This is a genomic window from Salidesulfovibrio onnuriiensis (assembly GCF_008001235.1).
Taxonomy (GTDB): domain Bacteria; phylum Desulfobacterota; class Desulfovibrionia; order Desulfovibrionales; family Desulfovibrionaceae; genus Pseudodesulfovibrio; species Pseudodesulfovibrio onnuriiensis.
On record NZ_CP040751.1, the window covers coordinates 3,057,194 to 3,073,228 of the forward strand.

Annotated in this window: 17 protein-coding genes; 2 read left to right on the top strand and 15 right to left on the bottom strand. The window is 59.8% G+C overall.

Annotated elements, in window-relative coordinates; genetic code table 11:
- Positions 1 to 4: 4 nt before the first annotated feature.
- The 4 genes from FGL65_RS13920 to FGL65_RS13935 are packed head-to-tail and all read right to left on the bottom strand — an operon-like array spanning position 5 to position 4,620.
- The gene (locus tag FGL65_RS13920) at positions 5 to 649 is read right to left on the bottom strand and encodes a DUF4254 domain-containing protein (RefSeq protein ID WP_147821884.1); all 645 of its coding nucleotides are present in this window, start codon (positions 647 to 649) and stop codon (positions 5 to 7) included.
- Positions 642 to 1,955, bottom strand: a complete 1,314-nt coding sequence (locus FGL65_RS13925; protein ID WP_250645497.1) for an MltA domain-containing protein — start codon at positions 1,953 to 1,955, stop codon at positions 642 to 644. The genes FGL65_RS13920 and FGL65_RS13925 overlap by 8 nt, the downstream gene beginning before the upstream one ends.
- Before the next feature lie 47 nt (positions 1,956 to 2,002).
- The gene (locus tag FGL65_RS13930) at positions 2,003 to 3,769 is read right to left on the bottom strand and encodes an ARMT1-like domain-containing protein (RefSeq protein WP_147821885.1); all 1,767 of its coding nucleotides are present in this window, start codon (positions 3,767 to 3,769) and stop codon (positions 2,003 to 2,005) included.
- Positions 3,770 to 3,771: 2 nt separating this feature from the next.
- Positions 3,772 to 4,620 carry an NAD(+)/NADH kinase gene (locus FGL65_RS13935; RefSeq protein ID WP_147821886.1) on the bottom strand — a complete coding sequence of 283 codons (849 nt, stop codon included), beginning with the start codon at positions 4,618 to 4,620 and terminating at the stop codon, positions 3,772 to 3,774.
- Positions 4,621 to 4,777: 157 nt separating this feature from the next.
- Here FGL65_RS13935 and FGL65_RS13940 point away from each other — a divergent pair, with 157 nt between their 5' ends.
- The gene (locus FGL65_RS13940) at positions 4,778 to 5,194 is read left to right on the top strand and encodes a DVU0524 family FlgM-associated protein (RefSeq protein ID WP_147821887.1); all 417 of its coding nucleotides are present in this window, start codon (positions 4,778 to 4,780) and stop codon (positions 5,192 to 5,194) included.
- A gap of 28 nt (positions 5,195 to 5,222) precedes the next feature.
- On the top strand, positions 5,223 to 5,528 hold the full coding sequence (gene flgM / locus FGL65_RS13945; RefSeq protein ID WP_250645498.1) for a flagellar biosynthesis anti-sigma factor FlgM: 306 nt from the start codon (positions 5,223 to 5,225) through the stop codon (positions 5,526 to 5,528).
- Positions 5,529 to 5,543: 15 nt separating this feature from the next.
- Here the strand turns inward: flgM and fliW are convergent, their stop codons facing one another.
- From fliW to flgF, 11 genes are all read right to left on the bottom strand, one after another.
- Complete coding sequence (gene fliW, locus FGL65_RS13950; RefSeq protein WP_147821888.1) at positions 5,544 to 5,993, bottom strand: flagellar assembly protein FliW; 450 nt, start codon at positions 5,991 to 5,993, stop codon at positions 5,544 to 5,546.
- The gene (csrA, locus tag FGL65_RS13955; RefSeq protein ID WP_147821889.1) at positions 5,969 to 6,208 is read right to left on the bottom strand and encodes a carbon storage regulator CsrA; all 240 of its coding nucleotides are present in this window, start codon (positions 6,206 to 6,208) and stop codon (positions 5,969 to 5,971) included. The genes fliW and csrA overlap by 25 nt, the downstream gene beginning before the upstream one ends.
- A gap of 89 nt (positions 6,209 to 6,297) precedes the next feature.
- Positions 6,298 to 7,962 (bottom strand): flagellar hook-associated protein FlgL, encoded by a 1,665-nt coding sequence (gene flgL / locus FGL65_RS13960; RefSeq protein ID WP_250645499.1) that lies wholly within the window; start codon positions 7,960 to 7,962, stop codon positions 6,298 to 6,300.
- Between the two features lie 10 nt (positions 7,963 to 7,972).
- Positions 7,973 to 10,120: a flagellar hook-associated protein FlgK gene (flgK, locus tag FGL65_RS13965; RefSeq protein WP_147821890.1), complete on the bottom strand. Its 2,148-nt coding sequence runs from the start codon at positions 10,118 to 10,120 to the stop codon at positions 7,973 to 7,975.
- Positions 10,120 to 10,602: a flagellar export chaperone FlgN gene (gene flgN, locus FGL65_RS13970; protein ID WP_147821891.1), complete on the bottom strand. Its 483-nt coding sequence runs from the start codon at positions 10,600 to 10,602 to the stop codon at positions 10,120 to 10,122. The genes flgK and flgN overlap by 1 nt, the downstream gene beginning before the upstream one ends.
- A 131-nt stretch (positions 10,603 to 10,733) precedes the next feature.
- The gene (locus FGL65_RS13975) at positions 10,734 to 11,384 is read right to left on the bottom strand and encodes a rod-binding protein (protein WP_147821892.1); all 651 of its coding nucleotides are present in this window, start codon (positions 11,382 to 11,384) and stop codon (positions 10,734 to 10,736) included.
- 1 nt (position 11,385) lies between these two features.
- Positions 11,386 to 12,528: a flagellar basal body P-ring protein FlgI gene (locus FGL65_RS13980; RefSeq protein WP_250645500.1), complete on the bottom strand. Its 1,143-nt coding sequence runs from the start codon at positions 12,526 to 12,528 to the stop codon at positions 11,386 to 11,388.
- Between the two features lie 40 nt (positions 12,529 to 12,568).
- The gene (locus FGL65_RS13985; RefSeq protein WP_147821893.1) at positions 12,569 to 13,273 is read right to left on the bottom strand and encodes a flagellar basal body L-ring protein FlgH; all 705 of its coding nucleotides are present in this window, start codon (positions 13,271 to 13,273) and stop codon (positions 12,569 to 12,571) included.
- Positions 13,274 to 13,289: 16 nt separating this feature from the next.
- Positions 13,290 to 14,300, bottom strand: coding sequence for a flagellar basal body P-ring formation chaperone FlgA (gene flgA, locus FGL65_RS13990; protein WP_147821894.1), 1,011 nt, complete (start codon positions 14,298 to 14,300; stop codon positions 13,290 to 13,292).
- Between the two features lie 60 nt (positions 14,301 to 14,360).
- The gene (flgG, locus tag FGL65_RS13995; RefSeq protein ID WP_147821895.1) at positions 14,361 to 15,143 is read right to left on the bottom strand and encodes a flagellar basal-body rod protein FlgG; all 783 of its coding nucleotides are present in this window, start codon (positions 15,141 to 15,143) and stop codon (positions 14,361 to 14,363) included.
- A gap of 17 nt (positions 15,144 to 15,160) precedes the next feature.
- Positions 15,161 to 15,940 (bottom strand): flagellar basal-body rod protein FlgF, encoded by a 780-nt coding sequence (gene flgF / locus FGL65_RS14000; protein WP_147821896.1) that lies wholly within the window; start codon positions 15,938 to 15,940, stop codon positions 15,161 to 15,163.
- Positions 15,941 to 16,035 lie beyond the last annotated feature (95 nt).

The window sequence follows — 16,035 nt, forward strand, 5'->3', positions numbered from 1 at the left end:
ACTCCTACTTGTTCTTGTACAGCTCCGGGTTCATTTCCGGATCATTATACATCTTGAAATATTGATGAACCTCGGGCTTCTTGCGGCCCTCGGCATACTCGTCGATCAGTTCCATGAGGCTGCGCACCAGACGGTCGTGCCGCGCCTGCACTTCCTCGCACAGATCGGAGCAGGTATTGGTATGATCTTCCCCGGCATCCTTGCGCCGGGCCTGCTCCCGCATGTGAAAGACCCGCAGGGCCATTACCGAAAGGCGGTCCAGAACGCACCCCACAGTCTCGGTGTTGTAGCGGTCCTCGGCGGATTCCGGCAACAGCGGGCACACCATGCCCAGCAGACAGACGTCTATGGCCTCGGCCAGGCCGTTGCGCACGGTATTGAGCTTGTCATAGGCATATTTGCACTCGGCAATGACCTTTTCCGGAACGTCCCTGCGGCGGGCGCGGTCCTCCAGGTGCCACATGCGGAAATTGACCCAATGCAGACGCGCGGAAAGTTCGCGCAGCCCGGCGATTCCCTCCAGTGCGGGACATTCGTCCGGGTTCTCGTACACGGGCTCCCCGAAATGCCAGTCCGTCACGGACCGCACCTGATGGTTGACGCAGTCCGCGAGCGTCTCTTTTATGTCGTCGATGGTGATCTCAGCCATTTTTCAGTGCATCCTTGCTGATGAGCAGATAAACCGTGGCCCGTGTCTTGATGCGCGATGCAACGGGCTCCACCTTGTAGCCTTCCCCCACGTAATAGTCCACGTGCGCACCCTGAATGGCCGTGCCCGTATCCTGGGCCAGCCCTATGCCGGTGACCGTGCGCTTGGCGCGGTACCCATTGCGGACCTTTTCCTCCGGAATCTCGGCCTCAAAGGCCAGCACACTGCCCAGCGGCAGCAGTCGGCGGTCCGTGGCGATGGAGACCATGGGGGTCAGCGGCTTGCCCATGGCCCCTTCGGGCGGGGCCTCGGCCAGCCGGAAAAATACGTAGCTGGGATTTTCGGCCATGAGCTGGAACATGTGCTTCGGATGCCTGCGGAAATAGCGGCGCACATGTTCCTTGCCCAGCTGGCCGCGCGGCAGCAAACCCTTTTCGTACAGGATACGGCCCAGACTCTTGAACCGATGCCCGTTCTTGGCGCCGTAAAGCACGTTGCGCACGCTGCCGTCCGGCAGCCGCAGCCGCCCGCAGCCCTCCACCTGGAGATAAAAGACGTCTATGGGGTCCTTGGCCCAGGCGATCTCATAGCCCTTGCCCGCAAGTACGCGGTTCACATCCAGGGCGCGGCGGTCATAGTAGGGAACCGTGCGCCCCTTTTCAACCCGGCAGTACCCCGTTCCGCCGCCCGGGGCCGTGCACCGCTTCAGGTCGGCGGGCACCCCGTAGATGGGGTACTGGTAGCCAGGCCGCCGAGTCAGGCTGGCCTCGATCTCCGGGGTGTAATAACCGGTCATGACCGGCCCCGGATCCAGGCCGTACCAGACGAACCGCTGGCTCAGCAGCTCGGGCTCGCGGTCCAGGCGCGGCAGGATGACCAGAAATTCCTCCAGGCTGCGGCGCACCTGCTGCCAGGTCAGGATCACGTCGCCATGGGCCATGGCCGGTCCCTTGGGCGGCTGGCGCAGCACGTAATCCAGGCTCCGGCGCACCGGAATCTCCAGGCTGGTCCAGGAGCGCAGCCCCTGGGAGCGCAGGTCCAGGCGGGCGCTGCGCAACAGGCGTTCATTGCCTTCCAAGGCCTTGAACTCGCTCTTCACGTCCGGCCGGGGAGCGCAGACCACGGATTCGGGAAACAGGGCCGACTGGCGGGGGGAGACGTTTTCCTCGGGAGGCGGCAGATCCTTTTCCGCCGAGCCCCAGAAATTGTGCGCGGTACACCCGCCCGTGAGCAGTACGCACAGGAACAAAACGGCATACAGGACCGCCCGGGAACGGCCGTCCATGACGAAAGGTACTCGTTTCACTTGCTATACTTGAATTTTCCCGGCAACGCCGGGTTTATACACAGAGACTAATTACACGTATCAATGGCCACATCGCAGAACCGGCCCACGCCGTATTCCTTGCGTCGGAAGAACTTGTCCGGGCTGGGGCCGATAATCTGCAGTTCCGGCTGTTTGCGCTGAACGTCCAAGGCGATGTGCATCTCCTTGGTACAGCCCGTGGAATAGGTGGAATCCTTTCCGGCCCAGACCGGGGGCACCTTCATGTCCATGAGACCGAAGGCCTCTTCAATATCCGAATGGCTCTGGAACCGCCAGATGTTTATGTAGCCGCTGCGCTGGACCATCTCCCACATGAACATGAGGTCGTCCGCATCCATGCCCTCCTCGAAATGTTCGGCGGGGTTGATGATGTAGACATTCTCCAGCTTGGTCCGCAAATGCTTCACGTGGGTGGTCATGATCTTGATGGCCATCTCGGTCTGGCCCGGGACGCTGCCCACGATGCCGGAATAGAAGATGACCGCCTTGCCCTTGTTCCGGGCCTGGCGCATCTCGGAAATGATGGCCTCCGCCTTTTCGCGGATATAGCCCTCGCTGAACTTGGTGACCCGCTCGGCCTTGGGTTTGTAATGCAGGTGGAAACGACCGGAGTCGTCCCGGAAATAGCTGACGATGTCGCGGGTAAAGCGGTGGCTGGACTCCACGAAACGCCGGAACTTGCCCTCGCCCTTGGCCAGCACCAGGTCGCACTCCTTCCAGGCGCGGGCGAACGTGACGCTGGTGCGGTAGGGATTGAACCGCTCCCGCGTACCGTCGGAAATGACCACAAAGGAGTTCTCGCGCATGATGGACAGGAGCTCATTCTTGGAAAGCCTGTCGTTGTCCGCAAAATAGGCTCCGCGCAGGGCCTCGTCCAGCACGGGATCGCCGTCGCGGTCCCACACCGTGGGATGGTCGAAATAGAACCCTTCCTTGAGGGCCAGAATGACCTTGTGCCCCATGCGCAGCAGGGCGCGGACCAGGCGGATGTCGAACATGAGGCCGCCGGAACGCTTGGGCAGCAGCAGGATGCGCAGCGGGCCGTCGCTTCGCGCGCCCAGAGCCTCGGCCACGGCCGCGAATTCCCCCTTGCCCGCCTGCATCTCCTCGTCCAGGCCGCAGGAGCGAAGCTTTTCCTCGCAAAATTCCTCGGCCCGCCACAGGTCGGTCATGGTGGAAAGACGCATGAGCCGCTCCACCTCCACCATGTCGATGTTGAAGCGCAGGTCATCGATGCGGACACAGGCGGCATGGGCCTCGGGGCAGGCGTTGATCATGGAGTCGAAGGCCTTGCCGCCCACGACCTCCCCTGCCTTTTCATTCAGGGCCTTGCGCTGGGGACGGTAGGGATCGTCAATGCCGCTCTGGGTCATGAGGATGGTGATCATGCGCTTCATGAGCCGGGAGGGAAGCACGATGGGCGAGGCCAGGGCCATGCGGAACTTGTGGCGGCACAGGGCAACGAAACGCCGCCGGAGATAGCGGTCCGGACAGTATTCGCGGGCCAGACGCACGAACACGCGCCATTGCAGGATGTATTCGCGCAGAAGCTCCTTGGGCAGCCCGGGCTTGAGCAGTTGCAGGAACATCCAGTCCGAGCACGGGGCATAGAACTCGTTGTTGTCCAGGGCCACCATGAAGCGGATCTGTTCGCGCGAGGCGTTCTTGGACGGATCTATGCTGTATTCCAGATGATTCTCGGTCATGAAGTGGAGCAACAGGGCATCCAGCTCGGGATCGATCCCGTAGTTGATGTCCAGCACCGACTCGAAAGAAGACGTATCAAAGCCCACGCTTACCTCCCGGACAGAAATCCCTTTGCCTGCAGCTTGTTAAAATAGCGCGAAGAGGGCTCGGAAACCATGAGAATATCGTTCCTGGAGCGAATTATTTCCACCTCGTCGCCCGTATCCAGGGAAAAGCCCTTTTGCCCGTCCTCGGTGAGCTTGGCGTCGCCCCCCTCCTCCACCCGGATAACCAGGTGTTCCTCGGTGGGCAGCACCAGCGGGCTGAACCGCCCCAGGAACGGACAGATGGCCGTGATGCAATAGGCCTCCAGATCCGGATGCACCAGGGGACCGCCCGCGGAAATGCAATAGGCGGTGGAGCCGAACGGCGTGGACACGATGAGGCCGTCCGAACGCAGGGTGGTGACCACCGTGCCCTCGTAGACGATGCTCAGCCGCACCAGGCGGGCCAGCGATCCCCGTCCGATGACCAGATCGTTGACCACGGTTCCGTTGTGGATGACCTGGCCTTCCCGGCTGACCCGGAAATCCAGGGCCATGCGCCGCGACACCGAGTAGTCGCCGGCAAGGATCCGATCAAGACCCTCGCGCCAGTCCTCGGGGGAAAAATGGCTCAGGAAGCCCACCCGGCCCACGTTGATGCTCACCAAAGGCGTGCCGTGAGGCCGCATGCGCCGGGCCACCCCGATAAGGGTGCCGTCGCCGCCAAGCACGACAACCAGGTCGAAACTTCCATCTTTTTCAAATGGATATCCATCTCGCCCGCGTCGGTTGATGCTGATGAGCACCTCCACGCCGCGTTCCTTGAGATAATCGGCGACAATGCCGCACAGGTTCTGGGCCTCGGGGGTTTCCGGCTTGGTGATGAGCAGGACTTTTCGTACGGGTCTGGACATGCCTCAAGTGAGTATTTAAAATTGGAAAAACATTCAACCATTTCCGGCAGCGGCCCGCCCTTTTCCGACGGAGGCTACATTTTTTTACATTTTCTCCGGCCAAACCCTAAAGTTTTTCTGAGCCGCACCGATTGTATCATTAAGGAAAGGAGTATAAATCTTGGCAAATCCTGCGAAAGTTCGCATGATGCTGCGCACCTACGGGAAGCAGTTGACAAGCGCCAAGCGCTTGGCGCGCTTCAGGCGGGCTTTGAAACTGGCCCGTTCGCAGGATGAGGTAACCATTTCAAGGGATGCCAAAAGGCGGGAACTTGTGGAAAGAATTGCCAAGGAAATCATTGAGAATCTGATCGTCAGCAATACGGAAAACCCCATGGTCCACCGCATTCTGCACAGGCTTGAAAGCGAGACCGGGAAGCATTACGTATTCGAGTATCCGCTGGACGGATTCGACGTACAGATACTGGAAGAAACCGAAAGGGGCCCCAACGAGGTGATCGGCGACGAACGCCTCCACGTGATGCGGCGCCTTTGGGATATAACGCTGGAAAGCGTGGATCAAACCATGCTCTAGCTTACTCCCACTACGGGAGGGGAAGAAAATGGCTATGGAAATCAAAAACCTGACAGGGGAAATCAACCCTTACTCCAAGAAGAAGGTCGAGCAGAGCCGTGCGGAACAGGACGCCAAGGCGGCCAAGTCGAGCGGCAACTCCGCCGACAAGGTGGTGCTTTCGTCCGAGGCAAAGCTTCGCAGCACTGCCCTACAGGCAGCCAATGACGCGCCTGACGTCCGCCGCAAGAAGGTGGACGAGCTCAAGGCCCAGGTGCGCGAAGGCACCTACAAGCCCGACATCAAAAAGGCCGCCGCGAATCTGATTCGCGACGACCTGGATCTTCTCGTGTAGTAGGGAGGTTGCTGACTAGCCCTTGCGATCCGAAAGACGGTACCAGGTGGGATATTTGGAATCCACCTGGGGCGCCTGAAGACCAATCTTCGCCTCGGTGTTCACCAGAATGGGCCCCGAGAGATTGAGCGTTGTGTCTTCGGGCTTGTCCTGTGGAATGGTCACGGTAACCAGCACGGCCAACTGCCTGAGATTGTCCAGTTTTAGGATCTTCTTCTCGGGCGTTTCCAGCTTGATGTTGTAGTCCTTCACAAAGACATACGGATCGGCCACCAAAAGGCCGAGACCGGGATCCGTGACACACTGCAGCAGCAGGAAGGGAGAATCGTCCCGGACCTGAAGCAGCACATATTCCCGCTTGTCCTCGAGGCCGATAAGCCCACGGGGGAAATAAATGATCCCCGAAGGATCGATTTCGCGATCCCCGAGGCGGGTCTTGATTACTTGTTTTCGTTCTCGTGCCATAATGTCGCCGCCGCGAGCAGATCCTGCTGGCTGCTTTCCAGCGCCTTGCGGTTCTGCTCCTTGATCTTCTGGTATACCTCTTCCCGATAGACAGTCATATCGTCCGGAACGTCCAGTCCGATCTTGATCTGCTTGCCCTGAACACTCAGGATCTTCAGCTTGATGTTGTCGCCCAGGTAAAGGCTTTCTCCCGGCTTCCGGGTCAAAATCAGCATAATATCAACCTTGTTTCTGCCAGCCACTACGGCCAGCCTAGGGGACGATCTACCCCAGCCGGGCACCGAAGTCCAGTATCATCCGGAAGTTAGATGAACTTGCTCAGATTGAGCTGCATGATCATGGAGGTGGACCGCAGCACGGACTCGTAGACGATCTTCTTCTGCGCCAGATCGGTCATGAGCTCGCTGATATCCGCGTCCTCCACATTGCTGAGCAGTTCCTTCTCGTTGAGCTCCAGGCCGTCCAGGATGGTATTGGCCACGGTGAGACGGTTCTCGCGCCCCCCCACGCTGGCGGTGGCGTTCATGAGATGCTCGTGGGCCACTTCCAGGCTGGCAAGCATCTGCTGCACGCCGGTCTGATTGTTGGTTTCCGTAAAGGCGATGAGGTTGCCCAGCACCTCGAAGATGTTCTTGGTGGTTCCGGAATTGGAAGCCAGCAGCATGCCGCCCTGGTCCGTGGAATTGTAGAACACGGGCGAGGCGTTGGAACTTCCCAGGATGACCGTATTGCCCCCGTTGGAGAGCACCACGTCCGGATCCTGGAAGATGCCGCCGAAGATTTCCTTGCCGATGTCGTTGACCTGCACCCGCTCGGTTTCCGAAATATCCAGATTGATGGCCGCCGTCCTGGCCCGGATCACGAACTGGGTACCGGGCTGAAGCGTGTTGCCGCCGTTGGAGGTCAGGGTCAGCACGCCGCCGGGCTGAATGCTGAGCACCGCGTTGCTGGCCGTGGCGTCGGCATAGGCGCGGTTGCCGGTCTTCCAAGTCAGGCCGCCGTCAATGCTGAAGGAATATTCGATCTCCTCGTCAAAGGCCACGGCCGAGGTGTTGTCGATGCGCACCATGGCTCCCCCGGAGGGAAACGCTCCGCTGGCGGAGGCATTGTACACGCTGGTGCCGTTGCCCATGGCGTCGACCTTGACGCTGTCCACGTCGTCGCCCAGATAGCGGGCCGAATTGCGCAGCCAGAGCCAGGTGCCCCGGCTGTCGTTGGCGTTGTTGGAATCGTTGATGCGGACGTTGGAGTTCTGGTTGAAAACCACCGAGGTGCCGCTGGACGGCATCAGGAGCCGGGCCTCGCCGCCCGCGAAGTTGATGGCCCCGTCCGTCTGCCAGGTATCCCCGCCGTCCGTGCTGTAACGGATGCCCAGGTTGGGATCGTTGAGCGCCATGGTGTCGCCCACGGCGGTGGCGCCGGTGGTGTCGATGAACTGCACCAGCACCGTGGTGTTGGACGTCCCTTCCACCCGAAAGGTGTTGTTGGCGTTCAGGTCCGCGTCGTTGGTGGTCATCCACATGACCTTTTCAAAGGCGTTGCTGTCGGTCTTGTGGCCCGCATAAATGCTCTTGCCCTCGAACTTGGTGTTGGCCAGGCCCACCATCTGGTCGAAAATACTGCGCAGCTCGTAGCTGATTTCCTCGCGGTTGTCTGCGGTGAGCGTACCCGTGGCCGCCTGTTCCGCCAGTTCCTTGGCGCGGGTCAGCAACGTGGACGCCTGCAGCATGGTGCTGTCCGAACGACCGAGCCATCCCTTGGCCGTGTCCACGTTCTCCTTGTACTGCTCCAGGGAGCGGATCACGTCGCGATGGTCCAAAATCCGGGTCATCCCCGTGGGGTCGTCCGAAGGCCGGATCACCCGCTTCTGGGTCTGGGACTTGATGTTGAGGTCCAGCAGATCCGAAAGGGACGTGTTCATGTTGGTCACGTACCGCGAGAAAAGCATATTCTGGGAAACTCTGATCATGTCGTCCCCCTTACGGCTTCAATGAAAGCACGGTTTGCAGCATCTGGTCCGCCGTGGTGATAAGCTTGGCGGCGGCCGTGTAGGAATGCTGGTACTTGATCAGGTTGCTCATTTCCTCGTCCAGGTTGACGCCGGAAACCTGCTGCTGCCTGTCGTCCAGATCCTGGGCCAATGCGGAGGTGAACTGCTTGTTGAACTTGACGTTGTTGGTATCCGCGCCAACATTGCCCACCAGGCCGTTGTAATACTCGAGCAGGGTCTGGTTGGTGGTGCCTTCCATGGGAGTGGACAGACTGACCTCGGCCTCGCGAAGCGCGAACATGGCCAGGGCCACGTAGTTGTCCCCCGCATTGGTCTCGCCCGCGCCGTTGACATGCCCCGCCGCCAGATAATCCAGGTCGGTGGCGATCATGTCGTTGACCTCGATACTGCCCGCGTCCTGCCCCTGGTAGAAACAGTTGAATCCGAGAGCCGCGTTCAGGCCCGAGGTATCAGCGCCAAAGGACATTTCATAGCCGTCCTTTGCGGAAAGGCGCAGGCGGTTGTCCACGATGGAGGCCGTCAGGAACGAACCAAAGGTATCGTTGTATGCGTCCCTGACGTCCGCCAGGGTATGAACGTCGGGATTGAAAGTCTGGGTGCCCGGGGTGGCGGGATCGAAATCCAGGGCCGCATTGGAAACCAGCGCACCGGTATTCTTGTTGTAAATGTAAAGGTAGCTGCTTCCCGAGGCCAGCTTGTCTCCATAGACCAGACCGGTGGAATCGCTGGCGAGCGCCCGGTCGATGGCGTCCACGCTGTAGGTGCCTTCCACGGAATTGAACTTCTGCAGACCCGCGCCCTGGCTGTGAACGCGGTTCACTTCCCAGATGAGCCCTTCGGCCAGGGTGTCCAGCTTTTTGCGGTACTTGCCGATGTACTGGTCGCGTAGGGCGAACAAGGCCCCAAGCTTGCCGCCGGTGACGCGCTCCTCGTTTTCCGCTCCGGTAAAGTCGGCCTGGGGCGTCACGTTCTGCTTGCTGGAGGTGTTTTCCACCCAATACAGGGTCCTGGAGGGCCGGATAATGAACCGGTCCCCGGCCAGCAGGTTCCCGGAGGAACTGCCCAAGGGGCTGGAATCGGAACCGAACCAGATGTTGACGCCCTCGACCTCCACCTTACGTTCGTTGGGTCGGGCGTTGTAGAGCCTCACCGTGCCGTCGTCATTGGTCAGCCAGGTCTTGCCCCCGTCCAGGGATACCTTGAACTGGGCGGCATTGGCGCCGCTACCCACCAGGCCGGCAATACCGCTACCCGCGCTGGATTCGACAAACTCGAGGGTATACTCGAAATTCGACTCCCCTTCGTAGTAGACTTGACCTTCGAAGGGAGAGGTATGATGCAGTTCCTTTTCCTTCCAGGGCGCACCGAACTCGAAGGAGAAATAATCTTCGCCGTCCACCAGGTTCTGGCCCGCCTTGGTGGTGATGGTCACATTGCCCTTGCCGTTGTCGATGTAATTAATGTCGACAATGGTTCCGAGCTCGCGGACCAGGCGTGCGCGTTCATCATACAGGGAATTGGCGTTGTTGGTGCCGGGATCGTCCTGGATGTTGATCTTGCGGTTCACCTCGGCGATCTGCTGCATGATGGTGTTGGCCGTGTTCACCTCATCCTGGATCATGGCGTCGATGCGTTCCTGCATGTTGGCCAGGGAGGTGTCGGCCTGCACCAGGGTGGAGGCAAGGGTGGAGCCCTTGTTGACCACGTCCTGCCGGGTGCCGTAGTGGTCGGCGCGCTGGCTCAGGTCGTTCCAGGAGCTGAAATAGGAGGACATGGAATCGCTGATGCCGATGCCCGAGGATTCGTTGAACAGACTCTCCACACTCTGGAGCTGTTCGTACAGTTCGCCCCATTTTTCCGAAAGCGAGGCCTGGTCATAATAGAGCCTTTCCACAAGCTCGTCGAAGTGCCGGGTGATCTCCTTGACCTGGACACCCGTGCCCATCTGACCGGGCTTGTAATCGATGTTGATGCCTTCCTCGAGCACCGCCGAACGCCGCGAATACCCTTCGGTATTGACGTTGGAGATGTTTTGGCCGGTGACGGAAAGCTGCACCTGGGACGCAAACAGCGCCCAGCGGCCCACATCGAGTATGGAGTTGGCTCCAAAGGCCATTAGAGCCTCCCGCGAAGAATGTTGGCCTGTCCATTGGAATTGACGGCAAAGCGTCCCTTGGCGGAATAGGCGTTGTTATTCTTGGGTTGGATTTCCCGATGCATGAAATCCAGGAGGGACTTGCTCTGTTCCTGCAAGGCCATGGCAAGCTCATGATTCTTGGAAGCCTGCACGGCGCACTGCTGCTCGGACTTGTCCAGCATCTCGAGCAGCTCGTCCATGACCTTGGCTTCCTCTTCATCCAGGGACGGCCTGAGGTCGCGCACCCTGGAGACTGTGGGATCGATGCGCTCCAGCAGCCTCTTGACGGAGCGGCGCTCCACGCTCAACTGCCGCAGCAGTTCCTGGATGGAAAGCTCGATTTGGGAAACGCCCTGTGGGTCCCGATTCATGAGGCGGGCAAATTCTTCCTCAAGCAACAGCTTGAGCAAAATCATCCCCTTGTTCTGGCGGACCAAATTTTCCTCGACAACCCTAATCATGGCAGGACTCCATTTTCTGTAACATTCTGAAATAATATAGACTTGCTACTTAAAACCCATTGTATGCAAACCTTTTCCCACCTTCGTTCAAGCAAGTATCCTGCCAAGAACGATGTTCAGCACCGGATTTCCTAGGATTCGTCTTCAAGCATGGACAGACGCTGCCGCTCCTCGATCCTCCTGGTCAGGGCTTCGAGACGAGCCTTGACCTCGATGTCGTTGAGCGCACGCGGCTCTTCGTTTTCGGCTACCTGCTGCGTGGACACCTTGGCGGAAGTACCCTTTTCCTCGGCCAGCCATTCGTCGATGGTGCGGTTGCGCTTGGCGGCATCGTTCAGAGGCCGGACGCCCCGTTCAGCCAGGTCCAGAGGAATGCCTTCGCCGCCGGTACGCAGGGGCTTGATCTCCACCTTGTCGGCCAGGGCGTTGCGGCTGGCTTCCTTGAGCTTGTCGCGAAGCTGCTCGAACATCATGTCGCCAAGGCCGATGCCCCCGGACTCCGCCATCTTCTCGGCAAAGTCGCGGTCAAACATGGACATGTACATTTCACTCTGCTTGCCGCCGAAGATCTCGTTCTTGGGCACGGTGGCCTGCATCTGCTTCCAGAGCTTGGAGATGAACACGGCTTCGAAATCCTGACAGGCCTTCTTGAGCTGCCGTTCCTTGACGTCGCCCACGGCCAGCCTCTTCTTGAGGCCGTCCATCTTGACCTTGAACTTGACCAGATCATTGCTTTCAGCCTTGTTGACCGCGGCCTGTGCTTCCAATCCCGTTGTCACCATCTTAGATCACCTCCACTTCCGCGTGCAGGGAACCCGCAACCTTGAGGGCGCGAATTATGGATATAAGGTCACGCGGCGCAGCGCCGATGGAATTCAGGCCGTCCACCAGTTCCTGGAGGGTGGCCCCTTCCATGAGCATGAGCCGGTTGTTCTGCTCCTTCACGGCCAGTTCGGTCTGGGGAGTGACCACGGTGGTGCCTTCGGAGAAGGGACCGGGCTGGCTGACTTCCTCGGACTCGGCAATGACCACCTGCAAGTTGCCGTGCGCCACGGCCACCTTGGTCAGGCGCACATCCTGGCCGAGCACCACGGTGCCGGTCTTTTCATCCACAACCACCTTGGCCTTGCCGTCCGGGGAAATATCCAGGTTCTCCAGCGAGGCCATAAGCGGCACCATGTTGCCCCGGAAACGATCCGGTATGGCCAGTTCCACGGTGGCGATATCCTTGGCCCGGGCGAACTCGCCCCCCATGGAGGCATTGATGCGGTTGACCACCTGCATGGTGGTGTTGAAATCGCGTACGGTCATGTTCAGGGTCATGGAGCCCTGGTTGTTGAACTTGAAAGGCACGCCCCGCTCCACCACCGCCCCGTTGGGAATGCGGCCCACCGTGGGAATGTTCTTCTGAGCCGTGGCGGCTTCCCCGGAAATGGCGAATCCACCGATGGTCAGCGCCCCCTGGGCCACGGCATAAACCCTGCCGTCCAGCCCCTTCAGCGGGGTGACAAGCAGCACGCCGCCCATGAGGCTCTTGGCGTCGCCCAGAGAGGAAACCGTCACGTCCAGGGGAGAACCCGGCTTGGTGGAAACGGGCATCTTGGCCGAAACCATGACGGACGCCACGTTCTTGGGCTTGAGGTCCGCAGCGCTGACCTGAACGCCCATCTTGTCCAGCATGTTGGCCATGGAGGTCATGGTAAACTTGGAGGAGGTCCCGTCACCGGTGCCGGCAAGGCCCACCACAAGACCATAGCCCACCAGCTCGTTGTTACGCACGCCGCTGAAATTGGAAATATCCTTGAGCCGCACGGCATACACCTTGCCCGCGCTCCAAACCGCCACACAGGCGGCCAGCAGCAGGACGAGCACAAGGCGCATTGCCAGCGACTTGATTTCCGTGTTCTTTTTTCTTTCGACGTTCATGACCGGACTCCTTTATGCAAACCTTCTCTCAATGTTGTGTCTAGAATGGATAAATGTTGTCGAGCAGACGCGAGAGCCAACCGGGCTTCTGCTTGTCCGCCAGCACGCCCTGCCCGTAGACCTCGATCTGGGCCTCGGCCAGCGCGTTGGAGGAAATGGAGTTGTCGGACAAAATATCCCTGTCGCGGATCAACCCGCGCACCACCAGGATCTGGGTCTCATTGTAGACCCGGATGCGCCTGGCGCCCTCCACCTGCAGCACGCCTCCGGGCAGCCTGCGTACGATACGTGTGGCCACCGTGGCGGTGAAGGTGGCTTCCTGCTCCACTTCCCCGGAACCGGTGAAGTCGTTCTTGGCGCCGGCCTCAACGTTCATGCCGGCCTTGGCCCCCAACGCACCCAAGGGCAAATTGCCTATGAGCCCGGTGCTGGGCATTGCAGTGATGCCCATATCGGTCTGGGTATCGCGCTTGGCCGTGGTATCCGCCGTCAGCTTGGAGCTCGAGGATTCGGCGACCTTAACCATGACGATATCCCCCACCCTGCGGGCCCGGTTGTCCTCGAACAGGTATTCGGCCTGGCTCTCCTGGAAAAGGGAGCCCGGATTTTCCGCGGGATCCTCCTCAAGGATCTGGGGCTCGGTGAGCACGGGCATGGGGGTGGGTTCCTGCCTGGGGGCGCACCCCGCCAGCAGTGCAAACGCCGTCATCATCACAAGCATCGTGGTGGTATTCAAAATTTTCATGGCTGCTTTCCTCTTGCTACCTGACTCTCACCAGGTCGGCCCCGACAACGGTGGCCACTATTTCCCGCTTGCTTTGCAAATTGCGGACCGTAACCTGCTGCCCCAGATGGGCGTCCTCCAGGGCTTTGGCCTTGGTGGTCAGCTGGATGCGCTTGTTCTTGTAGACCAGGGTGACCATGTCGCCCTTGCTGATGGTGGGAAGCGGATCAAGATTGTCCCTCCGGAAAGGCTGGCCGGTTCCCACCGGGCGCTTGACCCGCCAGGGGCCGCCCCGGCCGTCCCAGAGTTCCGGGTTGTAGGCCAGGTTCTTCTTGATGAAGGTGATCTTGTCCGGGGTCAGCTTTTCATAGCGGTTGACCGGCCGGGCTGCGCAGGGCACCGCCACCCAGGCGTTGACGAACACGGTTCCGGCCACCTTGCGATTGCTCTTTCCATCGGGAGTGATGGATTCCATGTAAAAACGAACGGTTCCCGGCTTCATTTCGACGGGAAGGCTCAACTTCAGCGTGTCGTACCTGTTGGGGAAAAAGAAATTGGGGGGCAGCGCCAGTTTCTTGAATTCAACGTCGTCGCCCAGCGCGCGACCCTGGGCTGTCAAAAAGGCGACAACCTCCCGCTGCAGGGCCTGGCTGTCCAGCACCTTGCCGCCGGTCTGGATGAACATGCGGGACGGAAGCACGCACTGCTGAACATAATCCCCGAGGTAGTAACGGAGGATACCTTCAAGCTTGTGCCGGGGAATATTCACGGCGTGCCCCTTGCGCTGCGACGCCTTCCAGAGCTGCGTCTTGGACAGCTTGTCCCAGGTCTTCTGGTCGTAATCGCCCACGGGCATGGCTATATCGCCAAGCAGGACCACGGGGCCTTCCACGCAGACCGCATCCCTGACCTTGATACGCCATTGTCCGGAGGTCCCGGCCTGCGCGGCCATGGCAAGAAGCAACACGCAGGCCAGCCCTCCGAGGATGACGGCATGCAGGCGTCCCTTCTTTCCCGAACCGATGATGAGGCCGTAGAGCGTACTCATGATAAACCTTCCCTGTGCAGGGCTTGCCGCCTCGCAGGCGCGGACGGCGTTCAACAAATATTATCGTTTCACGTTGATGGCGGTCTGGAGCATGGAGTCCGAGGTGGTGATGGCCTTGGAGTTCAATTCAAAGCCCCTCTGTCCCACGATGAGGCCGACCATTTCATCCACCATTTCCACGTTGGAGCCTTCCAGGAATCCCTGGGCCAGGGTGCCGAAGTTGTCGGTCCCCGGCGTGCCTTCCACTGCGTCGCCCGAAGCCTCGGTCGCCACGTAAAGGTTGCGGCCCACGGCGTTCAGTCCGGCGGGGTTGATGAAGGTGTAGAGCGGGATGTTCCCGGAGGCCAGGGCCGTACCGGCCTTGTCCTGCGCCTCGATGGTGCCGTCCTCGGTAATGACCAGATTCACTGTCTCGGCGGGCACGGTGAATTCGGGCTGCAGCGGGTAACCGTTGGCCGTGACGATCTTGCCCTCACTGTCCAGCTTGAAGGAGCCGGAACGGGTGTAGACGTCCTCGCCGTTCTGCTGCACCTTGAAGAAACCGTCGCCCTCGATGGCCACGTCCAGCGGGTTGCCGGTGTTCTTGAAGTCGCCCTGGGTAAAGAACTTGTGCACCGTCACCGTCCTGACGCCCATGCCAACCTGCATACCCGTGGGAATGCGGTTGCCGTCCTGGTTGAGGGTGCCCGCTATCTTGAGCGTCTGGTACATGAGATCCTCGAACTCGGCCCTGCTCTTCTTGAAGGCCGTGGTGTTCACGTTGGCCAGGTTGTTGGACAGCACGTCGATGTGCTTCTGCTGTGCCACCATGCCCGTGGCCGCCGTCCATAATGAACGCATCATGATCCGTATCCTCCTGATTATGATTCCCTGCCGACCTGGGAGATCAGCTTGGTATCGAGTTCACTGTCGCCTCTGATGATCTTGCTGTAAGCCTCGAAGGCGCGCTGGGTTTCGATCATGGCCACCATTTCCGTGACCACCTCGACATTCCCCTTTTCCAGGTATCCCTGTTCCACAATGGCGTCTTCGGCCTCGATTTCCTCGGCCTGCCCGCCGGGCTTGATGCGGTAGGCGTTCTTGCCCACCTTTTCGAGCTGGGTCAGATCGGTGACGGTAACGATATCCATCTGCGCCACCTGGGTATCCCCCACGCGCAACGCCCCGTTTGCGTCGGCCTGCACCGTGGCCGTGGGGGGCAGGTCAATGGGACCGCCCCCTCCGAGAACAGGATGGCCTTCGGGGGTCATGAGCGTGCCCTCGGAGTTGACAACGAAGTTGCCCGCCCGGGTCAGTAGCTGTTCGTCCCCCACCTGGATCTTGAAAAAACCCTCGCCGGAAATGGCGAAGTCGAGCTGGTTGCCCGTCTGCTGCAGGCTCCCCTGGGAAAAGTCTATCTGCTGGTCGGACAAGCGTGGCCGGGCCATGACATTGGGCTTGGGCCACATGTCCTTGTCGCGCAGGTACGGCTTGGCGTCGCCCAGGTAATCGTGGGCAAAACGCTGGAACGTGTCGTGGAAGGCGATCTTATCCTTTTTAAAGGACGTCGTGTTCACGTTCGCCAAATTATTGGCGATGGTGGACATCCTGAGTTCATTGGATAAAGCGCCGAACAACGCGCTGAATGTACTGTCTCTCATGGGAGATCCTCCTGTTCGACAAACGGATTTGCAACATGCGGGCCAACCACGAAATACAGGCCAAAACGGCGGCTTTCCCCTCTCGCGTATTGACA

What these genes read in the sequence shown, in the direction of transcription:
- flgF (WP_147821896.1), bottom strand. Translation starts at nt 15,940, where the DNA reads ATGAGAGACAGTACATTCAGCGCGTTGTTCGGCGCTTTATCCAATGAA.
- flgK (WP_147821890.1), bottom strand. Translation starts at nt 10,120, where the DNA reads ATGGCCTTTGGAGCCAACTCCATACTCGATGTGGGCCGCTGGGCGCTG.
- FGL65_RS13975 (WP_147821892.1), bottom strand. Translation starts at nt 11,384, where the DNA reads ATGGTGACAACGGGATTGGAAGCACAGGCCGCGGTCAACAAGGCTGAA.
- csrA (WP_147821889.1), bottom strand. Translation starts at nt 6,208, where the DNA reads ATGCTGATTTTGACCCGGAAGCCGGGAGAAAGCCTTTACCTGGGCGAC.
- FGL65_RS13920 (WP_147821884.1), bottom strand. Translation starts at nt 649, where the DNA reads ATGGCTGAGATCACCATCGACGACATAAAAGAGACGCTCGCGGACTGC.
- FGL65_RS13935 (WP_147821886.1), bottom strand. Translation starts at nt 4,620, where the DNA reads ATGTCCAGACCCGTACGAAAAGTCCTGCTCATCACCAAGCCGGAAACC.
- FGL65_RS13985 (WP_147821893.1), bottom strand. Translation starts at nt 13,273, where the DNA reads ATGAAAATTTTGAATACCACCACGATGCTTGTGATGATGACGGCGTTT.
- FGL65_RS13980 (WP_250645500.1), bottom strand. Translation starts at nt 12,528, where the DNA reads ATGAACGTCGAAAGAAAAAAGAACACGGAAATCAAGTCGCTGGCAATG.
- fliW (WP_147821888.1), bottom strand. Translation starts at nt 5,993, where the DNA reads ATGGCACGAGAACGAAAACAAGTAATCAAGACCCGCCTCGGGGATCGC.
- flgN (WP_147821891.1), bottom strand. Translation starts at nt 10,602, where the DNA reads ATGATTAGGGTTGTCGAGGAAAATTTGGTCCGCCAGAACAAGGGGATG.
- flgG (WP_147821895.1), bottom strand. Translation starts at nt 15,143, where the DNA reads ATGATGCGTTCATTATGGACGGCGGCCACGGGCATGGTGGCACAGCAG.
- flgL (WP_250645499.1), bottom strand. Translation starts at nt 7,962, where the DNA reads ATGATCAGAGTTTCCCAGAATATGCTTTTCTCGCGGTACGTGACCAAC.
- flgM (WP_250645498.1), top strand. Translation starts at nt 5,223, where the DNA reads ATGGCTATGGAAATCAAAAACCTGACAGGGGAAATCAACCCTTACTCC.
- flgA (WP_147821894.1), bottom strand. Translation starts at nt 14,300, where the DNA reads ATGAGTACGCTCTACGGCCTCATCATCGGTTCGGGAAAGAAGGGACGC.